We start from the raw sequence: 21,078 nt of genomic DNA, 5'->3' as shown, positions 1-21,078 counted from the left end.
TGAATTTCGCGGGCGCGGAATATAGCACAAATTTTGACCAATTCCGACGGCTATGGTCGGAAATCGGTGGCCCGCGAAGAGGCCCGAACAGGCGCTAAATAACTTATTCGTCGTCGTCGAAGTTATAGCTACCCGGCGCCAGGTTCTCGAATCGGGTGTATTTGCCGATGAAGGCCAGGCGGATAAAGCCGATCGGGCCGTTCCGCTGCTTGCCGATGATGATTTCGGCAATGCCTTTGTGTTCGGTTTCCGGGTGATACACCTCGTCGCGGTAAACGAACATGATCACGTCGGCGTCCTGCTCGATCGCTCCCGATTCGCGCAAGTCGGAGTTCACCGGGCGCTTGTTCGGGCGTTGTTCCAGGGATCGGTTGAGCTGGGACAGTGCCACCACCGGGCAGTTGAATTCCTTGGCCAGGGCTTTCAGGGACCGGGAGATCTCAGAAATCTCGTTGGTCCGGTTGTCGCCGCTGGAGCCCGGGATCTGCATCAGTTGCAGGTAGTCGATCATGATCAGACCGATGTCACCGTGCTCACGCACCAGACGACGAGTCCGGGCGCGCATTTCCGAGGGGCTGATACCCGCCGTGTCATCGATGAACAGCTTGCGATCGTTGAGCAGGTTGACCGCCGACGTCAGGCGCGGCCAATCGTCGTCTTCCAGCTGACCGGAACGCACCTTGGTCTGGTCGATACGACCCAGGGACGAGAGCATACGCATGATCAGCGATTCGCCTGGCATCTCCAGCGAGTAAACCAGAACGGCCTTCTCGCTGCGCAACACGGCGTTCTCCACCAGGTTCATCGCAAAGGTGGTTTTACCCATCGACGGACGGCCGGCGACAATGATCAAGTCGGCCGGCTGCAGGCCGCTGGTCTTCTCGTCGAGGTCGGTGTACCCGGTGGAGAGCCCGGTAATGGCGTTATCGGTATTGAACAGCGTGTCGATACGGTCGATGGCCTTGGTCAGCAGGTCGTTGACACTCACCGGGCCACCGGTTTTCGGCCGGGCCTCGGCGATCTGGAAGATCTGCCGTTCGGCTTCATCGAGGATTTCTTCGGCGGTACGGCCTTCGGGGTTGAACGCGCTGTCGGCGATTTCGGTACTGATGCCGATCAGTTGGCGCAGGGTCGCGCGCTGACGAACGATCTGCGCATAAGCCTTGATGTTGGCGACCGACGGCGTGTTTTTCGCCAGTTCGCCCAGGTAACCCAGGCCACCGACCTGGGACGTCTGGCCTTCCTTGTCCAGTTGCTCGGACAGGGTCACGACGTCGATCGGCATGTTCTGATCGGCCAGTTTGGCGATCGCACGGAAAATCAGGCGGTGGTCATGCCGATAGAAATCGCCGTCGGAGACTTGATCGAGCACGCGTTCCCAGGCGTTGTTGTCCAGCATCAGGCCACCGAGCACGGCCTGTTCGGCCTCGATGGAGTGCGGCGGCACCTTCAGGGCGGCGGTTTGCAGATCGTATTGCTCGGGAGCGGAGATATCGTTCATGGCCACTTGTGTTTTGGGTGATGAAAAGCAGGGGTTCAGAAAGACAAAGGGCACGACCTGTAAACAGGATCGTGCCCGATGTTACCGGCAAGCACCCGAGGGTGCCAGCCGACAAGTGCTGCTTAAGCTGCTACCACGACAACGCGTACGGTGGCTTCAACTTCGGCGTGCAGGTGCACAGCCACGTCGAATTCACCCACGTTGCGGATGGTGCCGTTCGGCAGACGAACTTCGCTTTTCGCAACTTCAACGCCGGAGGCGGTCAGTGCGTCAGCGATATCGTGAGTACCGATCGAACCGAACAGCTTGCCTTCGTCACCGGCGGTGGCAGTGATGGTCACTTCCAGCTCAGCCAGTTGGGCAGCGCGGCTTTCAGCCGATGCTTTACGGTCAGCAGCTGCTTTTTCCAGCTCAGCACGACGCTCTTCGAACGCAGCCAGGTTGGCAGCGGTCGCAGCGGTGGCTTTGCCGAAAGGCAGCAGGTAGTTACGGCCGTAACCGGCCTTAACGTTTACTTTGTCGCCCAGGTTGCCCAGGTTGGCGATTTTTTCCAGAAGGATCAGTTGCATGTGGAAATCCTCTTAACTTTTAACCTTCACCGTTCGCGTTATCGGCGTCTTTCGACACATGACGACCGCGAAAATCAATCAGGCTGTCGACAATGGCCAGAACCACGAGCAACGGATAGATCAGCTGCATGAACAGCAACAGCGTCACGTACAACCCCACCAGCCAGAAACCGGCCAGTCGCTTTTGCGCCACCAGCCCGTGAATCAGGGCCAGCCCGGCGAACACCAGCGGTACACTGCACAACGGCGTCAACATGGCCATCTGCGCGCCCAGATTGGGGCCCAGAAGCATCAACGCCAGCAGCAACATCGCCGGTCCCAGCGGGATCCGGATGGCGCGAAACTCGCGACCAAAACCACCCGGGTTGTACAACAACGCCTGCCAGTAGCGCCCGACAATCAGGCTCAGCACACTGACGATTTGCAACAAGGCCGCAATCAGGCCGGTCAGGACCGGTGCAATCAGGGACGCAAAGCGCGCTTGCTCGTCTACCGACAACTGCTGGTAGACATCACCGAGTAGCGACGGCATGACTTTTATCAACGCCTGCGCCAGCATCTCGATCTGGGGCGCAAAAACCGCCCCCAGCACCCCTGAAAACACCAGCCCCATCGCTATGCTGACCAGCAGCACGCGGTTCCAGGACTCGCTTGCGCGCAAAACCAACGCAAGGCTCGAAGACCCCAGCAGCACCAGAAGTGCCCGTGGGTCGTCGAAGAAAAGCCACCAGATCAACGCCGGCAGCAGTCCCAGAGCAAGTACGCCAACGGCGTCCTTCAATCCGCGCCGCAAGAGCACAAGGCATCCGGCGGCAGCACCCAACCAATACAACAACGGCAATGTTGCGCATCCGGCCACTACCAGAGTGGCCTGCATACGGCCGCGCATGATGAACTCAGCTAAGGCGCGCATGCATTCAATCCTTTGCTACGTGTCGACTGCCCGGTCTCAGCGGCCGTGGCTGTCGGTGTAGGCCAGCAGGGCCAGGAAGCGGGCGCGCTTGATAGCGGTGGCCAGCTGACGCTGATAACGAGCTTTGGTACCGGTGATGCGGCTTGGAACGATTTTGCCGGTCTCGGATACATAAGCTTTCAGAGTGTTGAGATCTTTGTAATCGATCTCTTTCACGTCTTCAGCGGTGAAGCGGCAGAATTTACGACGACGGAAGAAACGTGCCATGTAATTGGCTCCTCAAAAGGTCCGTGGATTACTCGTCAGCGTTATCGCTGTTGTCGCTGTCATCACTGTCAACGCCTTCAGCGTCGGAGTGCTCAGGACGGTCGCGACGCTCACGGCGCTCACTGCGGTTTTCTTCAGCCTTGAGCATCTCGGATTGGCCGGTAACGGCTTCGTCGCGACGGATGACCAGGTTACGGATCACTGCATCGTTGTAGCGGAAGTTGTCTTCCAGCTCGGCCAGAGCCTTGCCAGTGCACTCAACGTTCAGCATCACGTAGTGAGCCTTGTGAACATTGTTGATTGCGTAGGCCAGTTGACGACGGCCCCAATCTTCCAGACGGTGGATTTTGCCGCCGTCTTCTTCGATCAGCTTGGTGTAACGCTCAACCATGCCGCCGACTTGCTCGCTTTGATCCGGGTGGACCAAAAAGATGATTTCGTAATGACGCATGAATGCTCCTTACGGGTTGTAGCCTGCCGCTCAAAAGCGGTCAGACAAGGAGTGAATGACACTTATGGACTTGCTTGCGATAGACACATGCGTGCCTGCCGTCACAGCAAGGGGCGCAATTGTAGAGAAGGGTCGAGAGAGGTGCAAGGCAATTGGTGATTATTTGAACAACCACCACATCATCCCTGTAGGAGCGAGGCTTGCCCGTGATCGGAGCTCCGCGATCTTTCAGGAATACCGCGTTATCGTTCTTCGCGGGCGAGCCTCGCTCCTACAGAAGCAAGGCTGCCGCGATGAATCAGGACTTTTTGGCGGTCCCGGCGGCTTTGACGCCGCGCTGGCGCAGCGCTTCGAACAGGCAGACGCCGGTGGCGACGGACACGTTGAGGCTGCTGACACTGCCGGCCATCGGCAGGCGTACCAGATAATCGCAAAGATCACGAGTCAGGCGACGCATGCCACTACCCTCCGCCCCCATGATCAAAATGGTCGGACCGGTCAGATCCTGCTGATACAGATCCTGCTCAGCCTCACCCGCCGTACCGACGACCCACAAGCCGCGCTGCTTGAGTTTTTCCAGGGTGCGCGCCAGGTTGGTCACCGCAACCAACGGAATCACTTCCGCCGCGCCACAGGCCACTTTGCGCACCGTCGGGGTCAGGGTCGCTGACTTGTCCTTCGGCACAATCACCGCCAGCGCGCCGGCCGCATCGGCCGAACGCAGGCAAGCACCGAGGTTGTGCGGATCGGTCACGCCATCGAGCACCAGCAGCAACGGTGCGCCTTCGGTGCGATCGAGCAACTCGTCGAGCATTGCCTCGCCCCAGACCTGACTCGGGCTCACGTCCGCCACCACACCCTGGTGCACGCCTTCGACCCAGGCGTCCATTTCGCGACGCTCGGCCTGACCGACGGCCACGCGATTTTCGGCAGCGAGCTCGATCAGCGTCTGGACCCGCGGATCACTGCGCCCTTCAGCCAGCCAGATCTGCTTGACGCGTTTCGGGTGGTGACGCAGCAATGCTTCTACCGCATGCACGCCGTAGATCTTTTCCAACTGACTCATGACTTGGCCTTAGGTTTACGCGCCCCGCCGCTTCTGGCGGCCGGAGCGGAGCCCGCTTTTGGCGGGCCTTTACGATGTTTGCTTGGTTTTGCTGGCTTGCCGCCGGAGGCCTTGTCAGGCGCCGACCGCCCGGTCTTTCCCCCAGACGCCGCTTTACCGCCGCTTTTCGCTTCAGCCAGCAACGCCTGTTTCATTTCGCGACTTTTGCGCAGCTCGGCATTTTTTGCCGCCGCATCGCTCGGGCGATAGGCTTCGACGGCCTTTTCCTTGGCAGGACGACGACCGGTTTTCGCTGGTGCCGGCTCGGCAGCTGCTTTTGTAGAAGGCGCGGCAGGAGTAGCGGCTTCAGTACCACGCTTCTTGCGACCGATCGGTGCGCTGATGGTTTTTTCGGCCATCTCGAAGTCGATCTTGCGCTCGTCGAGGTCGACGCGCATCACGCGCACCTCAACGGTGTCGCCAAGACGGAAACTGCGACCGGTACGCTCACCAGCGAGGCGGTGGTGCACAGGGTCGAAGTGGTAGTAATCGCCCGGCAGCGCGGTGACGTGCACCAGGCCTTCGACGTAAATATCGGTCAGTTCGACGAACAGGCCAAAACCGGTCACGGCGGTGATCACACCCGGGAACGATTCGCCCACGCGGTCTTTCATGAACTCGCACTTGAGCCAGTTCACCACGTCGCGGGTGGCTTCGTCGGCACGGCGTTCGCTCATCGAGCACTGCTCGCCGAGCTGCTCCAGGATCGCTTCGTCGTACGGATAGATCCGCGCCTTCGGAATGGTCATCGCGCCGGCACGGCGAACGTGCGGGGTGTCCATTTTCGAATGGATGACGCTGCGAATCGCCCGGTGCGTGAGCAAGTCCGGGTAGCGGCGAATCGGCGAAGTGAAGTGGGTATAGGCTTCGTAATTCAGGCCGAAGTGACCCTGGTTATCGGCGCTGTACACCGCCTGACTCAACGAACGCAGCATGACGGTCTGGATCAGGTGGAAATCCGGACGGTCCTTGATGCCTGCCAGCAAAGCCTGGTAATCCTTCGGCGACGGGCCGTCCTTGCCTTTGTGCAGGGACAGGCCGAGCTCGCCGAGGAAGGCGCGCAGTTTTTCCAGACGCTCCGGTGGCGGGCCGTCGTGGACGCGATACAGCGCCGGGATTTCGTGCTTTTTCAGGAATTCGGCGGTAGCTACGTTGGCCGCCAGCATGCATTCCTCGATCAGCTTGTGGGCGTCGTTGCGAACGGTCGGACGGATTTCGGCAATCTTGCGCTCGGAACCGAAGATGATCCGCGTTTCCTGGGTTTCGAAATCGATCGCGCCGCGCACGTGACGGGCCGCCAGCAGAACCTTGTACAGCGAGTACAGTTGCTTGAGGTGCGGCAGGACGTCGGTGTATTCACCACGCAACTGACGCGCCTCGGTGATTTTCGGCGTTTCCAGCATGGTGCTGACCTTGTTGTAGGTCAGGCGGGCATGGGAGTGAATCACCGCTTCGTAGAAGCAGTAGTCGGTCATCTCGCCGGTTTTGGAGATGGTCATCTCGCAGACCATGGCCAGGCGATCGACGTGCGGATTCAGCGAGCACAGGCCGTTGGACAATTGCTCAGGCAGCATCGGCACGACACGCTCGGGGAAGTACACCGAGTTGCCGCGAACCTGGGATTCGTTATCCAGCGCCGAACCGATTTTCACGTAGCTGGAAACGTCGGCGATCGCCACGTACAACTTCCAGCCACCGGAGAACAGGCGCAACTTGCCCGGTTTGGCTTCGCAGTAGACCGCATCATCGAAGTCGCGCGCATCTTCGCCGTCGATGGTCACGAACGGCAGATGGCGCAGGTCGATGCGCTTCTCTTTGTCCTTCTCTTCGACTTCCGGCTTGAGCTTGGCGGCTTCTTTCAAGACTGCTTCAGGCCAGACGTGCGGAATATCGTAAGTGCGCAGGGCGACATCGATTTCCATGCCCGGCGCCATGTAGTTGCCCACGACTTCGACCACATCGCCTTGCGGCTGGAAGCGTGGCGTCGGCCAGTGAGTGATTTTCACTTCGACGAACTGGCCGATCTGCGCGTTGGCGTTGCGGCCCGGTGTCACCAGCACTTCTTGCTGGATCTTCGGATTGTCCGCGACGACGAAGCCGATACCGCCCTCTTCGAAGTAGCGACCGACGATGCTCTCGTGGGCACGGGACACCACTTCGACGATCATGCCTTCGCGACGACCGCGACGGTCGAGACCGGAAACACGCGCCAGGGCACGGTCGCCATCGAACACCAGGCGCATTTGCGCCGGGCTCATGAACAGGTCGTCGCTGCCATCGTCCGGGACCAGGAAGCCGAAGCCGTCACGGTGACCGCTGATGCGGCCCAGGATCAGGTCGAGCTTGTCCACCGGCGCATAGGTGCCGCGACGGGTATAGATGAGTTGAGCGTCGCGCTCCATGGCGCGCAGGCGGCGGCGCAGGGCTTCGATCTGGTCTTCTGTGGTCAGACCAAACTCTTCGACCAGTTGCTCGCGGGCAGCAGGCGAACCCCGGTCAGCAAGGTGCTGAAGGATCAGTTCGCGGCTGGGAATAGGGTTTTCATATTTTTCCGCTTCACGAGCGGCCTCGGGATCGAGGGACTGCCAATCGGCCATTAGAGAGTTTTCACCTTGTCTATATGCGGGTTAGTTTGGCATAGGCGTAATGAAACGGGAAATTTCAGGCTGTGACGGCCCATCTAAAGCCCTATATCGACACCGCAAAGCTGATTTGAATGCCGCCGGTAAAATTTTCCAGGTTTTTTTGATGACAGGGGTTTACAGTTAAAAAGACGCTCCGTATAGTGCGCGCCATCGACAACGCAGACGCGCTGCCGATACTGCCCAGATGGTGAAATTGGTAGACACGCCAGCTTCAGGTGCTGGTGACCTTACGGTCGTGGAAGTTCGAGTCTTCTTCTGGGCACCAATTTCGAGCTTGAGATTAGTTCAATTTCAAGACTCACACAAAACCCGCGAAAGCGGGTTTTTGCATTTCAGACATCTGATTCATTGCATCCCAAGCATTTGATTTATTAAATCTAAATCAGGGGTTTACAGATCAAAACGCGCTCCGTATAGTGCGCCACATCAACAGCGGCAACGCTGAAGATGCTGCCCAGATGGTGAAATTGGTAGACACGCCAGCTTCAGGTGCTGGTGACCTTACGGTCGTGGAAGTTCGAGTCTTCTTCTGGGCACCAATTCAAATTCAAGATCACGGTCTTGAATTTCACAGAAACCCGCGAAAGCGGGTTTTTGCGTTTTGTGGCGAGCAAGCCCATCAAGCCCTGAACTGCCCCAGGCTCGCCTTCAACTGCGCCGCCAACCCATCCAGCACCTTGCCACTGGCCGTTGTTTCCACCACCGCCTGAGCGGCTTTTTCAGCTTGAGCATGGATCGTCTCAACCCGCCCACGCACTGCCTGCGCACCTTGCGCCTGATGCGCCGCGGCCTGGGTCGCCAGACCGATCGCCGCATGCACCTGCTCGACCGACGCCTGCACCGACTGCTGCAACCGCGCGCTGTCGCGCAGCACCAGCAGGCCTTCGCTGGCCTGACGCCCCGCCTGCCCAATGGCCGCGACAGCCTCGCGTGCACCTTGCTGCAACGCAACGATGTGCGCCTGAATATCGCCGGTGGAACTCTGGGTCTTGCTTGCCAGCGCCCGCACCTCATCCGCCACCACGGCAAACCCGCGACCGGTCTCCCCGGCGCGCGCCGCCTCAATGGCCGCGTTCAACGCCAGCAAGTTGGTTTGCTCGGCAATCCCGTGAATCACCGTCAGCACCACTTCAATCTGCTCACTCTGCTGCGCCAGACGCTCGATGACTTTCGCCCCAGTGTCGACTTGCCCAGCCAACGCCTCGATGAGACTGCCGACTTTCGCCGAAGTCCGGGTGTTCTCATCCGTGGCCTGACGAATGTCCACCACCTGCTGCAAAGCGGCCTGCATGGCGTGGCTTTCAGACTGGGCCTCGTCAGCCATTTGTGACAACGCACGCAAGCTTTCGGCCACTTCATCGCGCTGCATGCCAGCCGCCGCGTCGGCACCGGCATTGCGCAGGCTCATGGCACCGATTTCCACACCGGTACGCTGGGCTACATCGCCCGCCTCACGCACGATTGGCTGCAACTTATCCACAAAGCGATTGACCGCCGAGGCCATGTCGCCGATTTCATCCTGGCTGCTGATCTGCACGCGCTTGGTCAGGTCACCCTCGCCCGCCGCCAAGTCATCCATCGCAGCTATGAGCATTTTCAGGCGATTGACTACTCGACGCCCCAGCACCACTGCCAGCAACAGCAGCACACTGAAGCCCACCACTGCCAGCCCCATGCCAATGCGCCAGCGCAAAGTTCCTGCCGCTTCCTGCACGGTAGTGGTGGTATTGGCTTTCATTTCAGAGGCGGTGGACTGCGCCGACTGCAGACGCCCGCGCATCGCTGTTGCGCTGTCAGCTGCCGCGCCCTTGAGGCTGTCACCCACCAATTGATCGCCGCTGGCGATCAGCGCCGAGAAGCGCTTGTCCAGCGCTGCCAGATCGGTTTCCACGGAGGCAGTCGAGACCCCCATCAAGACCTTGCCGATCTCCACCCCATTGGGGCTGATTGAGGCTTCGAGATAGTAGACCGAGGAATCGCTCTTCGCCGCATCCAACACCTTGTCCAACGCACGCTCGCCCTGGCCTTTCTCCAGAAGCGCCTTGTTGATCGGATTATCCCGATTGAGGTAGCGCGTCAGGTGCTGGCCCGTGGCGTCGTCATAGACCACGAACAACACGTTGGGATTGCGCTGGGCGCGGCGAGCGAATTCAGACAAGGTAGGAATGTCGCTGTCCCACATGGCGCGGGGTGCGACCGAGGCCAGAAGCTGCGCCATGTCGCTGGCCGACTCCTTCAGGTCCTTCTCCAGCGTCGCACGCAACTGTGCCTGCTCGTCCTTCAGACGCGAAGACAGTCCGGCGGTCAGGCGCTGACGGGTACTGGAGGACAGGTTATCCAGGCTCGACGTGACTTCACGCCCCGCCTGCTCAAGCTCACCGGAGAGTTTTTGACTATCGGCATCCAGCCGCACACCCAGATCGGCCTCCAGCGCAGTCACCGTGCTCCGGGTCAGAGCGACAGCCACCAGCACCTGCACCAAAAGGGCGATACCAAGGGTAACGAACACAGGCCGCAAGAGACGGCTTTGTAACAGTGAGAGAACGGCCGACACAGAAAATCCCTCTACTTAAACGCCATTAAATTGATGGCACTCTGAAGGAGATATTCACAGCAAAGGTCATGCCGTCCAACAGGCATAAACGACAAAGGGTCCAATTAAGGACCCTTTGTGTTTTACATCAATGACTTATTAAGCGAACGGATGACGCAGAACGATGGTTTCGTTGCGGTCCGGACCCGTCGAAATAATGTCAATCGGCGCGCCGACCAGCTCTTCGATGCGTTTGATGTAGTTGCGCGCAGCCTGAGGCAGCTCTTCCAGGGTCTTGGCACCCAGGGTCGATTCGCTCCAGCCCGGCATTTGCTCGTACACCGGCTCCAGGCCGATGTAGCTATCGGCGTCGGTCGGTGCATCGATCACTGCGCCGTCCTGATTCTGGTAACCCACGCAGATGTTGATGGTTTCCAGGCCGTCCAGCACGTCCAGCTTGGTCAGGCACAGGCCCGAGATGCTGTTCACATCGATAGCGCGACGCAGGATGACGGCGTCGAACCAACCGCAACGACGGGCACGACCAGTAGTGGCGCCGAACTCATGACCACGCTTGGCCAGGAACGCACCGACGTCATCGAACAGCTCAGTCGGGAACGGACCCGAACCCACGCGGGTGGTGTAGGCCTTGGTGATGCCGAGGATGTAGTCCAGGAACATCGGACCCACGCCCGAACCGGTGGCGATGCCGCCAGCGGTGGTGTTGGAGCTGGTGACGTACGGGTAGGTACCGTGGTCGATGTCCAGCAGGGAGCCCTGGGCGCCTTCGAACATGATGTCCTTGCCGGCACGACGCAGGTTGTGCAGCTCTGCGGTGACGTCGAGCATCATCGGCTTGAGCAGCTCGGCGTATTCCATGCACTCGTCGAGTGTCTTCTGGAAGTCGATCGCTGGCTCTTTGTAGTAATTGACCAGCACGAAGTTGTGGTAATCCAGCAACTCGCCCAGCTTGGCGGCGAAACGCTCGCGGTGGAACAGGTCACCGATGCGCAGACCGCGACGGGCCACCTTGTCTTCGTAAGCCGGGCCGATACCGCGACCGGTGGTGCCGATCTTCAGCTCGCCACGGGCCTTTTCACGGGCCTGGTCCAGCGCTACGTGGTAGGACAGGATCAGTGGGCAGGACGGGCTGATGCGCAGACGCTCGCGCACCGGTACGCCTTTTTCTTCCAGCTTGTTGATTTCCCGCAGCAGGGCGTCGGGTGCAACCACCACGCCGTTACCGATCAGGCACTGCACGCCTTCGCGCAGCACGCCCGACGGGATCAGGTGCAAGACGGTTTTTTCGCCGTCGATCACCAGGGTGTGGCCAGCGTTGTGGCCACCTTGGTAGCGCACTACGGCGGCGGCATGTTCGGTCAGCAGATCAACGATCTTGCCTTTGCCCTCATCACCCCATTGGGTGCCCAGGACTACGACATTCTTACCCATAACACTTGTCCTCATTCGCGCAAACTTGGTGCCGGCGGCGGCCGGCAGGAAAACTCAAGAAGCCAGTGGCGATACTTGCCAAAGCCCGTTCTGCTGAATCAATTGCCGGTCGCAGTCCGCTTCACGGGCGGCGGCCAAAGGTTGCCCAGGCAATGCCTGAACAACACGCTGACCCTCACTGCGCAACTGGCAAACCTGCTGCCAGAGTGCTGCATCCGTACTGTCAGGCATCCAGATACCGCCAGACGGTAACTCGATCTCAGCACGCCCCAGGGTCACCAGGGTTTTCAAATCGGTAGAGAAACCGGTCGCCGGACGGGCGCGACCGAAGTCGGCGCCAATATCGTCGTAACGACCACCCTGAGCGATGGACTGACCGACGCCAGGCACGAACACGGCGAACACCACACCGGTGTGGTAGTGGTAACCGCGCAGTTCGCCCAAGTCGAAGTACAGCGGTAATTCCGGGAACCGCGTGGACAGACGCTCGGCAATCGCCAGCAAATCGTCCAGGGCCGCCAGCACGGGCGCCGGCGCATTGGCCAGGCGCTCGCGAGCAGCACTCAACACTTCACGACCGCCACACAGGTCGACCAGCGCCCGCAACATGCCCGACAGATCGGCAGGCAGGCCTTCGGTCAAGGTAATGACCTCGTCGATCGCTTTACGTTGCAACGCATCGAACAACTGCTGCTCGACTTCGCCAGACAAGCCGGCGGCGCGGGCCAGGCCGCGGTAGATGCCGACATGCCCGAGGTCCATGTGCACATCCGGCACATCGGCCAGTTGCAGCATGGCCAGCATCAGGCTGATGACTTCCACGTCGCTGCTCGGGCTGGCATCGCCATACAACTCGGCGCCCAGTTGAATGGGGCTGCGCGAGGACGACAAGGCGCGCGGCTGAGCATGCAGCACGCTACCTGCATAGCACAGACGGCTCGGACCTTCGTGACGCAGGGTGTGTGCATCGATGCGCGCCACTTGCGGCGTGATGTCGGCACGGAAACCCATCTGTCGGCCCGATTGCGGGTCGATGACCTTGAAGGTACGCAGATCGAGGTCCGAGCCCGCGCCGGTCAGCAGGGATTCCAGGTACTCGATATGGGGGGTCACGACAAACTCGTAACCCCAGCTCTGGAACAGATCCAACACCTGACGACGCGCAACTTCAATGCGCGCCGCTTCCGGTGGCAATACTTCTTCGATGCCATCTGGCAGCAGCCAGCGGTCTACCGTTGCCATAACGCCATTCCCCTATGGTCCGGGCAGCAAGCCCTCGGGCGAGCCTTGAGTGAAGCAGAAAATGATCGGCTCATGCACACAAACCACGCGCATGAACAACGGGGCGAAAAGCCTGAAACCGGCTTCGCCAACCACTTTCCTCGAAAAACCTGTCGAGTCATTCAACTCGGGGCGCCTGCATAAAAACAGCAATCAAACATGCAGACGCAAAAAAGCCGGGAATTTCCCGGCTGCCGCATCATACACACGTTTTCCCAAAGGATCACCCCGCCCGAGGCTTTAGCCGCCAGGCGGGGATGATTCAGGTTAACGTCGTATCAAGGCTTGGCTTTTTCCAGGTAACGGAAGAAGTCGCTGCCCGGGTCCAGGACCATGACGTCGGATTTGTTCGCGAAGCTTTCACGGTAGGCACGCAGGCTACGGTAGAACGCGTAGAACTCCTGATCCTGGCCGTATGCCTTGGAGTAGATCGCCGCTGCCTGGGCATCACCGTCACCGCGAACCTCTTCGGATTCACGATAGGCTTCAGCCAGCAGCACGCGGCGCTGACGATCGGCGTCGGCACGGATGCCTTCGGCCAGCTCGTTACCCTTGGCGCGGTGCTCGCGGGCTTCACGCTCACGCTCGGTGCTCATACGTTCGAATACGCTGCGGTTCACTTCCTTCGGCAAGTCGATGGCTTTGACCCGCACATCAACGACTTCGATGCCCAGCTCTTTTTCAGCCATCTTGTTCAGCGAAGCGGTGATATCTGCCATCAGCGCATCCCGTTCACCGGACACTACTTCGTGCAGGGTGCGTTTACCGAACTGGTCACGCAGGCCCGACTCCAGACGACGGGAAAGTCGCTCGTCGGCAATCTGCTTGAGGCCGGAAGTCGCGGTGTAGAAGCGCTCGGCATCTTTCACGCGCCACTTGGCGTAGGCATCGACCATCACGGCTTTCTTTTCCAGCGTCAGGAAGCGTTGCGTCGGTGCATCCAGCGTCATCAGGCGTGCGTCGAATTTGCGCACCTTGTTCACGTAAGGCACTTTCACATGCAGGCCCGGCTGAACATCGGTCTGGACCACGCGACCGAACTGCAGCAACACCGCGCGCTCGGTCTGAGCCACGATGTAGAAGCAGTTCCAGGCAACGATCGCCACGACAACGCCGACAATAAGGGCGATCAGCGATTTATTGCTCATCAGCGACTCTCCCTGGTACGTGCCTGCTGTTGCTGCTGATCAGCTGCCGCACGAGCACTCACTTCATTGCTGCTGGCTGCCGCGCCGGTCACCGGAGCGCCGGGGCTGCGACCACTGTCGATCATCTTGTCCAGCGGCAAGTACAGCAGATTGTTCTGGCCTTCCTTGTTGCCGGTCACGAGAACCTTGCTGGTGTTGCTGAAGATTTCCTGCATGGTGTCCAGATACAGACGCTGGCGGGTGACTTCAGGCGCCTTGCGATACTCGGCCACCAGTTTGGTGAAGCGGTCGGCCTCACCCTTGGCGCGGGAGACGGTCTCGTCGCGATAACCGTTGGCATCCTCGAGGATGCGCTGGGCCTGACCACGGGCTTCCGGCACGACGCCGTTGGCGTAGGTTTCAGCCTGGTTGCGCGAACGCTGCTCGTCTTCACGGGCGCGGATCACGTCATCGAAGGCCTCTTGAACTTCACGCGGTGCAGCTGCGCTCTGTACGTTGACCTGGGTGACGGTGATACCGGTGCGATAGGTATCGAGGAAACGTTGCAAACGCTCCTTGATTTCGCTGGCCATCAATTCACGACCTTCGGTCAGCACCTGGTCCATGGCGGTAGAACCCACCACGTGACGCAAGGCACTTTCAGTCGCGTGCTGCAGGCTGATTTCCGGCTGATCGACGTTCAGCACGAAGTCCTGCAGGTTGCTGATCTTGTACTGCACGGTCAGCGGCACTTCGACGATATTTTCGTCTTCAGTGAGCATTTGACCCTGCTTGGTATAGGCACGCTCACGCGTGACGTTTTCCATGTACTTGCGATCGATCGGCGGGAAATAGATGTTCAGACCCGGGCCGACGGTTTCATAGTATTTGCCGAAGCGCAGCACCACGGCCTGCTCCTGCTCGTCTACCACGTAGACCGCGCTGTACAGCCACACGGCCGCCAGCACGAAAAGGCCGATGCCGAGCAGGCCGCCAAAGCCGCCACTCTTGCCCGGACCACCGCCCTCGTCACTGCGTTTCTTGCCACCACCGAACAACCCGTTCAGGCTTTCCTGCAGCTTTCGGAAGGCCTCGTCGAGATCCGGTGGCCCCTTGCGGTCGCCGTTATTACGGCGCTTGCCACCCCAAGGATCCTGATTATTCGAGTTGCCACCCGGCTCATTCCAAGCCATAGCGCTCTCCATCTGATAAAGCAAAGACGCACCCACGGCGCGCCGACCAATGCTACAGAATGCCTGTCACCGCGGCACAACCGCTTTCTCAGGCTTTTATTGCAAAGTGTGTTGCTCGATGAATTCCATCGGTTGCAGACCTTCGCGACTCACGAGTCGATTCAATTCGATCCGTGGCAAGCGAACGGCCAGCAGGCTGATGCCTTCTTCGTCATGTTCTTCTTTTTGCACCGCACCGAGTTCGAAAAACTGCGCACGCAGTCGAGCAAAACGTTGTGGCAAGCGCAAGGTGCCAACGAACAAATCACTGCCCAACAGTTCCGCCACAGCCTGCTTGAGCAGGTCCAGGCCGGTACCGTCCTTGGCCGACAACCAGACCCGCTGCGGCTTGCCATCGGCATCGCGTTGGATCTGCGGTTCAACACCCTCGAGCAAATCGAGTTTGTTGTATACCTCAAGGATCGGCAAGTCTTGTGCGCCGATCTCCCCGAGCACCACCATGACCTGTTCAATCTGAGCCATCCGATCAGGCTCATGCGCATCGATCACGTGCAGCAGCAGGTCGGAGTTGCTCGACTCTTCGAGCGTAGCCCGAAATGCCTCGACCAGTTTGTGCGGCAGGTGGCGAATGAAGCCCACGGTGTCAGCCAGCACGATCGGCCCGAGGTCATCGAGTTCGAGTCGGCGCAAGGTCGGGTCGAGGGTCGCGAATAACTGGTTGGCGGCGAAGACGTCGGAATCGGTGACCGAGTTGAACAGCGTCGATTTGCCGGCGTTGGTATAACCCACCAGTGAAACCGTCGGAATGTCAGCACGTTTACGCCCGCGACGAGACTGCTCACGCTGGCTACGAACCTTTTCCAGGCGCCCCTTGATCTGCCGCAGGCGAATCCGCAACAGGCGCCGGTCGGTTTCCAGCTGGGTTTCACCCGGGCCGCGCAGACCGATACCGCCCTTCTGCCGCTCAAGGTGAGTCCAGCCGCGAACCAGTCGCGTACTCATGTACTCAAGCTGGGCCAGTTCGACCTGGAGCTTGCCTTCATGGGTGCGGGCGCGTTGGGCGAAGATATCGAGAATCAACCCCGTGCGGTCGATCACGCGACACTCGAAAATACGTTCGAGGTTACGCTCCTGACTGGGCGTGAGGATGTGATTGAAAATCACCAGATCGACCTGTTCGGCTTTGACCAGGTCGCGTAATTCTTCGACCTTGCCGCTGCTGATCAGAGTTTTGGCGGTTGGCCGATGACGCGGCACGTTAAAAAACGCGACGGTCTCGGCGCCAGCCGAAATTGCCAACTCCTGAAACTCCTGCGGATCTTCGCGCGCCTCAGGGTCCTGACCATCCAAGTGAACGAGAATTGTCCGCTCACCACCACCGTGGCGCTCAAAGAACAAAGGAGACTCCTATCAGGCGTTACCTGGCTCAGCGTCACCTGCTTCGGATTCGGTTGCGCTAGGCAGACGAATTGGACGAACCGGCACCACTGTAGAGATAGCGTGTTTGTAGACCATCTGGCTAACGGTATTTTTCAGCAGGATAACGAACTGGTCGAAAGATTCGATCGTGCCTTGCAGTTTGATCCCGTTGACCAGGTAGATGGAAACCCCCACTTTCTCTTTACGTAAAGTATTCAAGTAAGGGTCTTGTAGCGAATGCCCTTTTGACATGTGCCGCACTCCTTTAAGGATTCAATATAAAAAATAGGTAAACAGGTGGCTTGGGCCGTCACACCCCCAAGGATAGACGGCAATTGCAAGGACTCAGCTCAATATGGAGATGGTCCCCAGGTATTTCAAGGCGCGTGGCAGATTGTCGCAATCGAGGCTGTCCAGCCAGTGTAAATCAGCCCAACTGCGCAGCCAGGTGAACTGGCGCTTTGCCAATTGGCGCGTGGCAATGATTCCACGCTCCTGCATCTCGGCTTGCGTCAGCTTGCCATCCAGGTAATCCCAGACTTGTCGATAGCCTACAGAACGTATAGACGGCAACCCTGAATGCAGGTCACCTCTATCTCGCAGGGCTACGACCTCGTCGATGAATCCCTGTTCCAACATATTTGTGAATCTTTGTTTAATGCGCTCGTGCAGTACCTGACGATTTGCCGGAGCGATGGCCAAGTTCGCGACAGTATAGGGCAATTGTTGCAGTCCCGAAGCGGCTGCTTCAGTACTTTGCGCAGATTGTCGCAAGCGTAGCTCAGTCATGCTCTGACCGCTGACGCGATAAACTTCCAGTGCGCGACTGAGGCGTTGCGGATCGTTCGGATGAATACGCGCCGCCGATTGCGGATCGATCACCGCCAATTGATCGTGCAGGGCTTGCCAGCCAAGGCGTGCAGCCTCTTCTTCGATTTGCGCGCGAATGACCGGATCGGCCGCCGGCATGTCTGCCAGACCTTCGAGCAACGCCTTGTAATAGAGCATTGTGCCGCCCACCAGCAGCGGAATGTTGCCCCGCGCGGTGATCTCGGCCATGGCTTGCAACGCATCGCGGCGGAAATCCGCGGCCGAATAACTTTCTGCCGGGTCGAGAATATCGATCAGACGGTGCGGGAATTCGGCGAGAATTTCCTTGGAGGGCTTGGCGGTACCGATGTCCATGCCACGGTAAACCAGCGCCGAATCGACGCTGATCAGCTCGCAGGGCAGGACCTTGGTAAGTTCGATGGCCAGGTCGGTCTTGCCGGCGGCCGTCGGCCCCATCAGGAAAATCGCGGGAGGGAGCTGGCTCATCAACGACCGCGCAAAAACAGTTTGTCCAGATCGTCCAGGCCCAGCTGGGTCCAGGTCGGTCGGCCATGGTTGCATTGACCGCTGCGTTCGGTGTTTTCCATGTCCCGCAGCAGACCGTTCATTTCCGGCAGGGCCAGACGCCGATTCGCCCGAACCGCGCCGTGGCAGGCCATGGTGCCGAGCAATTCGTTCAGGTGCGCCTGAATCCGGTCGCTGGTGCCATATTCCATCAAATCCGCCAGGACGTCGCCGACCAGTCGATTGGCTTCAGCTTGTTTCAGCAACGCGGGGATTTGCCGGATCGCCAGCGTTTCCGGGCCCAGACGCTGCAATTCAAAGCCCAGCCGCTGGAACCAGGCGGCGTTTTCTTCGGCACAATCGGCTTCGCGCTGGCTGACCGCCAGGGACTCCGGCACCAGCAACGGTTGACCGCTCAGGCCTTCGCTGGCCATGGCGACTTTCAGGCGTTCGTACATGATCCGCTCGTGGGCGGCGTGCATGTCCACCAGCACCAGGCCCTGGGCGTTTTCCGAAAGAATATAGATGCCCTTGAGCTGCGCCAATGCGTAACCCAACGGCGGAATGTCGTCCTGGCCGGCCGGGAGCGCTACCGCATTGGCTTCGGGCAACGGCGCGAAGAACTCGCGATACGCAGCCTGGGCTTCAGCGACGGGCACGCCGGATTGCGGTCGCGGCGTGTATTGATACTGATAACCGGCGCCAACGCCCGAGCCGGCCGGGGTGTTGAACGATGGTTGTGCCTGAGGCTGCTCCAGCAACGCATTGGCCGCCAGACGCATCTCGCCCTGAGGCCCGAACTCGCCGGCTTCGATACCCGTCGGCCGGACCACGGCAGTCGCGACCGGTGCAGCCAAATGGTCTTCCGGCCGCACATCGCCGAGGGCGCGGTGCAAGGTGCCATAAAGGAAATCGTGAACCATGCGCCCGTCACGGAAGCGCACTTCGTGCTTGGTCGGATGCACGTTGACGTCGACGCCCGCCGGATCGACTTCGAAAAACAGCACGAACGTCGGGTGCCTACCGTTGAACAGCACGTCGCGATAAGCCTGACGCACCGCGTGGGCCACCAGTTTGTCGCGCACGGCACGGCCATTCACAAAGAAATACTGTAAATCCGCCTGGCTGCGGTTGAAGGTCGGCAACCCGACCCAGCCCCACAAATGCAAGCCATTGCGCTCGATTTCGATCGGCAGCGCCTGCTCCAGAAAACCCGCCCCGCAGATCGCCGCCACACGCCGGGCGCGGGCCGCGTCATCGTGAGCTTCATGCAGGCTGAGGATGGTTTTGCCATTATGGCGCAGATGGAATGCCACATCGAACCGCGCCAGCGCCAGACGCTTGATCACTTCTTGCAGGTGATCGAATTCGGTTTTTTCGGTCTTGAGAAACTTGCGGCGCGCCGGGGTATTGAAGAACAAATCGCGCACTTCCACCGAAGTACCCACCGGATGGGCCGCCGGTTGCACACGGGGCGCCATGTCCCGACCTTCGGTTTCCACCTGCCAGGCCTGATCAGCATCGCGAGTGCGGGAAGTCAGGGTCAGGCGCGCCACGGAACTGATGGACGCCAGCGCCTCACCGCGAAACCCCAGGCTCATGACCTGTTCGAGGTCTTCGAGATTGCGAATCTTGCTGGTGGCGTGACGGGCCAGGGCCAAAGGCAGGTCATCGGCGGAAATGCCGCTGCCATCGTCACGCACCCGCAGCAACTTGACGCCGCCCTGCTCCACATCGACATCGATGCGTCTGGCACCGGAGTCGAGGCTGTTTTCCAACAACTCCTTGATCACGGAGGCCGGGCGCTCAACCACTTCACCGGCGGCAATCTGGTTCGCCAGTCGTGGGCTGAGCAGCTCGATGCGAGCGCTATTGATCACCACCTGGTTCATTCTTTGGCCGCCAGTTCAGTGCCGGGAATGGTCAACGTCTGACCAATCTTCAGCTCGTCACTTTGCAAGTTGTTGGCACCGCGCAAGGTGGCCGCGGACACCTGATAACGCACAGCGATCATCGCCAGGGTTTCGCCGGGGCTCACGCGATGGTCACGTGGGCCTTGGGCAATTTTGCCGGAATCGCGCAGCCAGGCAATGTAGGTGCCCGGCGGTGGATTCTGCTGGAAGAACTGCCGCACGCCGCTGCTGATGGAGCGCGCCAGCGCCTGCTGGTGGCTCGATGCCGCGAGTTTCGAGGCTTCGTTGGCGTTGGATATGAAGCCGGTTTCCACCAGGATCGACGGGATGTCCGGCGACTTCAATACCATGAACCCGGCTTGCTCCACGCGCTGTTTGTGCAGCGGCGTGACGCGACCGATGTTGCTCAAGACTTTCTGGCCAACGTTCAGGCTCGAAGTCAGGGAAGCGGTCATCGACAGGTCGAGCAGCACGCCGGCCAGCATCCGGTCCTTGTCGTCGAGGCTGACGTTGCCGGCACCGCCGATCAAGTCGGAACGGTTTTCGCTGTCGGCCAGCCAACGGGCAGTCTCCGACGTAGCACCACGGTCGGACAGGGCGAACACCGACGCACCGAACGCAGCGGCCGAAGGCGCGGCGTCGGCGTGGATCGAAACGAACAGATCGGCGCCTTTCTTGCGGGCGATTTCGGTACGGCCGCGCAACGGGATGAAGTAGTCGCCGGTACGGGTCAGTTCGGCGCGGAAGCCTTTCATGCCATTGACCTGACGCTGCAGCTCACGGGCGATGGCCAGCACCACGTCTTTTTCACGCTGGCCGCGAGAGCCCGAGGCGCCCGGGTCTTCGCCACCGTGGCCGGCATCGATCACCACAATGATGTCGCGTTTGCCAGCCGGAGCGGGTGGCAGTTTGATCGAAGGCTCGGATGGCGGCGTGACGGGCACGGCGGGCACCGTAGCCACGGACGGCGTCGGTGCAGGCGGTGGCGCGGCGTCGGCCGGGTTGTCGAACAAGTCGACCACCAGACGATTGCCATACTGGGCGTTCGGCGCCAGGGTGAAGCTTTTCGGGGTGACGGCTTTTTTCAGGTCGATGACCACCCGCAAATCGGTCGGCGTGCGCTGAGCCGAGCGCATCGCGGTAATCGGGGTGTTGGCGGTGGAGAGATTCAGTGGCGAACCGAGCGTCGCGCCATTGATGTCGATCACCAGCCGATCCGGTGCGGTCAGGGTGAAGACGCTGTGCTGCACAGGTCCTGTCAGGTCGAACACCAGCCGCGTGTTGTCCGGCGCCCGCCACAGGCGAACACTGTTGACCTTCGTCTCGGCCACAGCGTCGACGGTCACCGCCAAAAACAACATCCCTACGGCAGCA

17 protein-coding genes and 2 tRNA genes are annotated in these 21,078 nt (G+C 59.9%); 2 read left to right on the top strand and 17 right to left on the bottom strand.

Annotated elements, in window-relative coordinates:
• Positions 1-103: 103 nt before the first annotated feature.
• The 7 genes from dnaB to rnr form a co-directional block, all read right to left on the bottom strand.
• Positions 104-1,501 carry a replicative DNA helicase gene (gene dnaB, locus HCU66_RS05820; RefSeq protein ID WP_205887576.1) on the bottom strand — a complete coding sequence of 466 codons (1,398 nt, stop codon included), beginning with the start codon at positions 1,499-1,501 and terminating at the stop codon, positions 104-106.
• 122 nt (positions 1,502-1,623) lie between these two features.
• Entirely contained in the window at positions 1,624-2,070 is a 447-nt protein-coding gene (rplI, locus tag HCU66_RS05815; protein WP_003186385.1) for a 50S ribosomal protein L9, read from the bottom strand.
• Between the two features lie 19 nt (positions 2,071-2,089).
• On the bottom strand, positions 2,090-2,983 hold the full coding sequence (locus HCU66_RS05810) for a hypothetical protein (RefSeq protein WP_205887575.1): 894 nt from the start codon (positions 2,981-2,983) through the stop codon (positions 2,090-2,092).
• A 36-nt stretch (positions 2,984-3,019) separates the two neighbouring features.
• Positions 3,020-3,250 carry a 30S ribosomal protein S18 gene (rpsR, locus tag HCU66_RS05805; RefSeq protein ID WP_002551829.1) on the bottom strand — a complete coding sequence of 77 codons (231 nt, stop codon included), beginning with the start codon at positions 3,248-3,250 and terminating at the stop codon, positions 3,020-3,022.
• A gap of 28 nt (positions 3,251-3,278) precedes the next feature.
• Complete coding sequence (gene rpsF / locus HCU66_RS05800) at positions 3,279-3,701, bottom strand: 30S ribosomal protein S6 (protein ID WP_062379020.1); 423 nt, start codon at positions 3,699-3,701, stop codon at positions 3,279-3,281.
• Positions 3,702-3,999: 298 nt separating this feature from the next.
• Positions 4,000-4,767: a 23S rRNA (guanosine(2251)-2'-O)-methyltransferase RlmB gene (gene rlmB / locus HCU66_RS05795; RefSeq protein ID WP_205887574.1), complete on the bottom strand. Its 768-nt coding sequence runs from the start codon at positions 4,765-4,767 to the stop codon at positions 4,000-4,002.
• Positions 4,764-7,403 carry a ribonuclease R gene (rnr, locus tag HCU66_RS05790; RefSeq protein WP_205887573.1) on the bottom strand — a complete coding sequence of 880 codons (2,640 nt, stop codon included), beginning with the start codon at positions 7,401-7,403 and terminating at the stop codon, positions 4,764-4,766. The genes rlmB and rnr overlap by 4 nt, the downstream gene beginning before the upstream one ends.
• Before the next feature lie 226 nt (positions 7,404-7,629).
• Here rnr and HCU66_RS05785 point away from each other — a divergent pair.
• A tRNA-Leu gene (locus HCU66_RS05785) sits at positions 7,630-7,716 on the top strand.
• 187 nt (positions 7,717-7,903) lie between these two features.
• Positions 7,904-7,990 (top strand) — tRNA-Leu (locus HCU66_RS05780).
• 80 nt (positions 7,991-8,070) lie between these two features.
• Here the strand turns inward: HCU66_RS05780 and HCU66_RS05775 are convergent.
• From HCU66_RS05775 to HCU66_RS05730, 10 genes are all read right to left on the bottom strand, one after another.
• Positions 8,071-10,005 (bottom strand): methyl-accepting chemotaxis protein, encoded by a 1,935-nt coding sequence (locus tag HCU66_RS05775; RefSeq protein WP_205887572.1) that lies wholly within the window; start codon positions 10,003-10,005, stop codon positions 8,071-8,073.
• Between the two features lie 138 nt (positions 10,006-10,143).
• Positions 10,144-11,436, bottom strand: coding sequence for an adenylosuccinate synthase (locus HCU66_RS05770; protein WP_007939587.1), 1,293 nt, complete (start codon positions 11,434-11,436; stop codon positions 10,144-10,146).
• Between the two features lie 54 nt (positions 11,437-11,490).
• On the bottom strand, positions 11,491-12,678 hold the full coding sequence (locus HCU66_RS05765) for an ATP phosphoribosyltransferase regulatory subunit (protein ID WP_205887571.1): 1,188 nt from the start codon (positions 12,676-12,678) through the stop codon (positions 11,491-11,493).
• A 317-nt stretch (positions 12,679-12,995) separates the two neighbouring features.
• Entirely contained in the window at positions 12,996-13,865 is an 870-nt protein-coding gene (gene hflC / locus HCU66_RS05760; RefSeq protein WP_205887570.1) for a protease modulator HflC, read from the bottom strand.
• Positions 13,865-15,037, bottom strand: coding sequence for an FtsH protease activity modulator HflK (hflK, locus tag HCU66_RS05755; RefSeq protein WP_205887569.1), 1,173 nt, complete (start codon positions 15,035-15,037; stop codon positions 13,865-13,867). The genes hflC and hflK overlap by 1 nt, the downstream gene beginning before the upstream one ends.
• Positions 15,038-15,133: 96 nt before the next feature.
• Positions 15,134-16,435 carry a ribosome rescue GTPase HflX gene (gene hflX / locus HCU66_RS05750; protein WP_205887568.1) on the bottom strand — a complete coding sequence of 434 codons (1,302 nt, stop codon included), beginning with the start codon at positions 16,433-16,435 and terminating at the stop codon, positions 15,134-15,136.
• A gap of 12 nt (positions 16,436-16,447) precedes the next feature.
• Positions 16,448-16,708, bottom strand: a complete 261-nt coding sequence (hfq, locus tag HCU66_RS05745; protein WP_007902656.1) for an RNA chaperone Hfq — start codon at positions 16,706-16,708, stop codon at positions 16,448-16,450.
• A gap of 93 nt (positions 16,709-16,801) precedes the next feature.
• Positions 16,802-17,773, bottom strand: coding sequence for a tRNA (adenosine(37)-N6)-dimethylallyltransferase MiaA (gene miaA, locus HCU66_RS05740; protein WP_205887567.1), 972 nt, complete (start codon positions 17,771-17,773; stop codon positions 16,802-16,804).
• The gene (mutL, locus tag HCU66_RS05735; protein ID WP_241015379.1) at positions 17,773-19,683 is read right to left on the bottom strand and encodes a DNA mismatch repair endonuclease MutL; all 1,911 of its coding nucleotides are present in this window, start codon (positions 19,681-19,683) and stop codon (positions 17,773-17,775) included. Before mutL ends, miaA begins: the two co-directional genes overlap by 1 nt.
• Positions 19,680-21,065: an N-acetylmuramoyl-L-alanine amidase gene (locus HCU66_RS05730; protein ID WP_420908042.1), complete on the bottom strand. Its 1,386-nt coding sequence runs from the start codon at positions 21,063-21,065 to the stop codon at positions 19,680-19,682. The genes mutL and HCU66_RS05730 overlap by 4 nt, the downstream gene beginning before the upstream one ends.
• Positions 21,066-21,078: the final 13 nt, after the last annotated feature.

The organism is Pseudomonas frederiksbergensis, assembly GCF_017114915.1.
Lineage (GTDB): Bacteria > Pseudomonadota > Gammaproteobacteria > Pseudomonadales > Pseudomonadaceae > Aquipseudomonas > Aquipseudomonas frederiksbergensis_I.
Note: the sequence above shows the minus strand (reverse complement) of the source record. Positions and strands in the feature narration are given on the sequence as shown.

Bases quoted from the DNA above. Each gene is read 5' to 3' on its own strand.
- HCU66_RS05810 (WP_205887575.1), bottom strand. From the start codon at position 2,983: ATGCGCGCCTTAGCTGAGTTCATCATGCGCGGCCGTATGCAGGCCACT.
- rlmB (WP_205887574.1), bottom strand. From the start codon at position 4,767: ATGAGTCAGTTGGAAAAGATCTACGGCGTGCATGCGGTAGAAGCATTG.
- hflC (WP_205887570.1), bottom strand. From the start codon at position 13,865: ATGAGCAATAAATCGCTGATCGCCCTTATTGTCGGCGTTGTCGTGGCG.
- rnr (WP_205887573.1), bottom strand. From the start codon at position 7,403: ATGGCCGATTGGCAGTCCCTCGATCCCGAGGCCGCTCGTGAAGCGGAA.
- dnaB (WP_205887576.1), bottom strand. From the start codon at position 1,501: ATGAACGATATCTCCGCTCCCGAGCAATACGATCTGCAAACCGCCGCC.
- mutL (WP_241015379.1), bottom strand. From the start codon at position 19,683: ATGAACCAGGTGGTGATCAATAGCGCTCGCATCGAGCTGCTCAGCCCA.
- miaA (WP_205887567.1), bottom strand. From the start codon at position 17,773: ATGAGCCAGCTCCCTCCCGCGATTTTCCTGATGGGGCCGACGGCCGCC.
- rpsR (WP_002551829.1), bottom strand. From the start codon at position 3,250: ATGGCACGTTTCTTCCGTCGTCGTAAATTCTGCCGCTTCACCGCTGAA.
- hfq (WP_007902656.1), bottom strand. From the start codon at position 16,708: ATGTCAAAAGGGCATTCGCTACAAGACCCTTACTTGAATACTTTACGT.
- rpsF (WP_062379020.1), bottom strand. From the start codon at position 3,701: ATGCGTCATTACGAAATCATCTTTTTGGTCCACCCGGATCAAAGCGAG.
- HCU66_RS05730 (WP_420908042.1), bottom strand. From the start codon at position 21,065: ATGTTGTTTTTGGCGGTGACCGTCGACGCTGTGGCCGAGACGAAGGTC.
- rplI (WP_003186385.1), bottom strand. From the start codon at position 2,070: ATGCAACTGATCCTTCTGGAAAAAATCGCCAACCTGGGCAACCTGGGC.
- HCU66_RS05765 (WP_205887571.1), bottom strand. From the start codon at position 12,678: ATGGCAACGGTAGACCGCTGGCTGCTGCCAGATGGCATCGAAGAAGTA.
- hflK (WP_205887569.1), bottom strand. From the start codon at position 15,037: ATGGCTTGGAATGAGCCGGGTGGCAACTCGAATAATCAGGATCCTTGG.
- HCU66_RS05770 (WP_007939587.1), bottom strand. From the start codon at position 11,436: ATGGGTAAGAATGTCGTAGTCCTGGGCACCCAATGGGGTGATGAGGGC.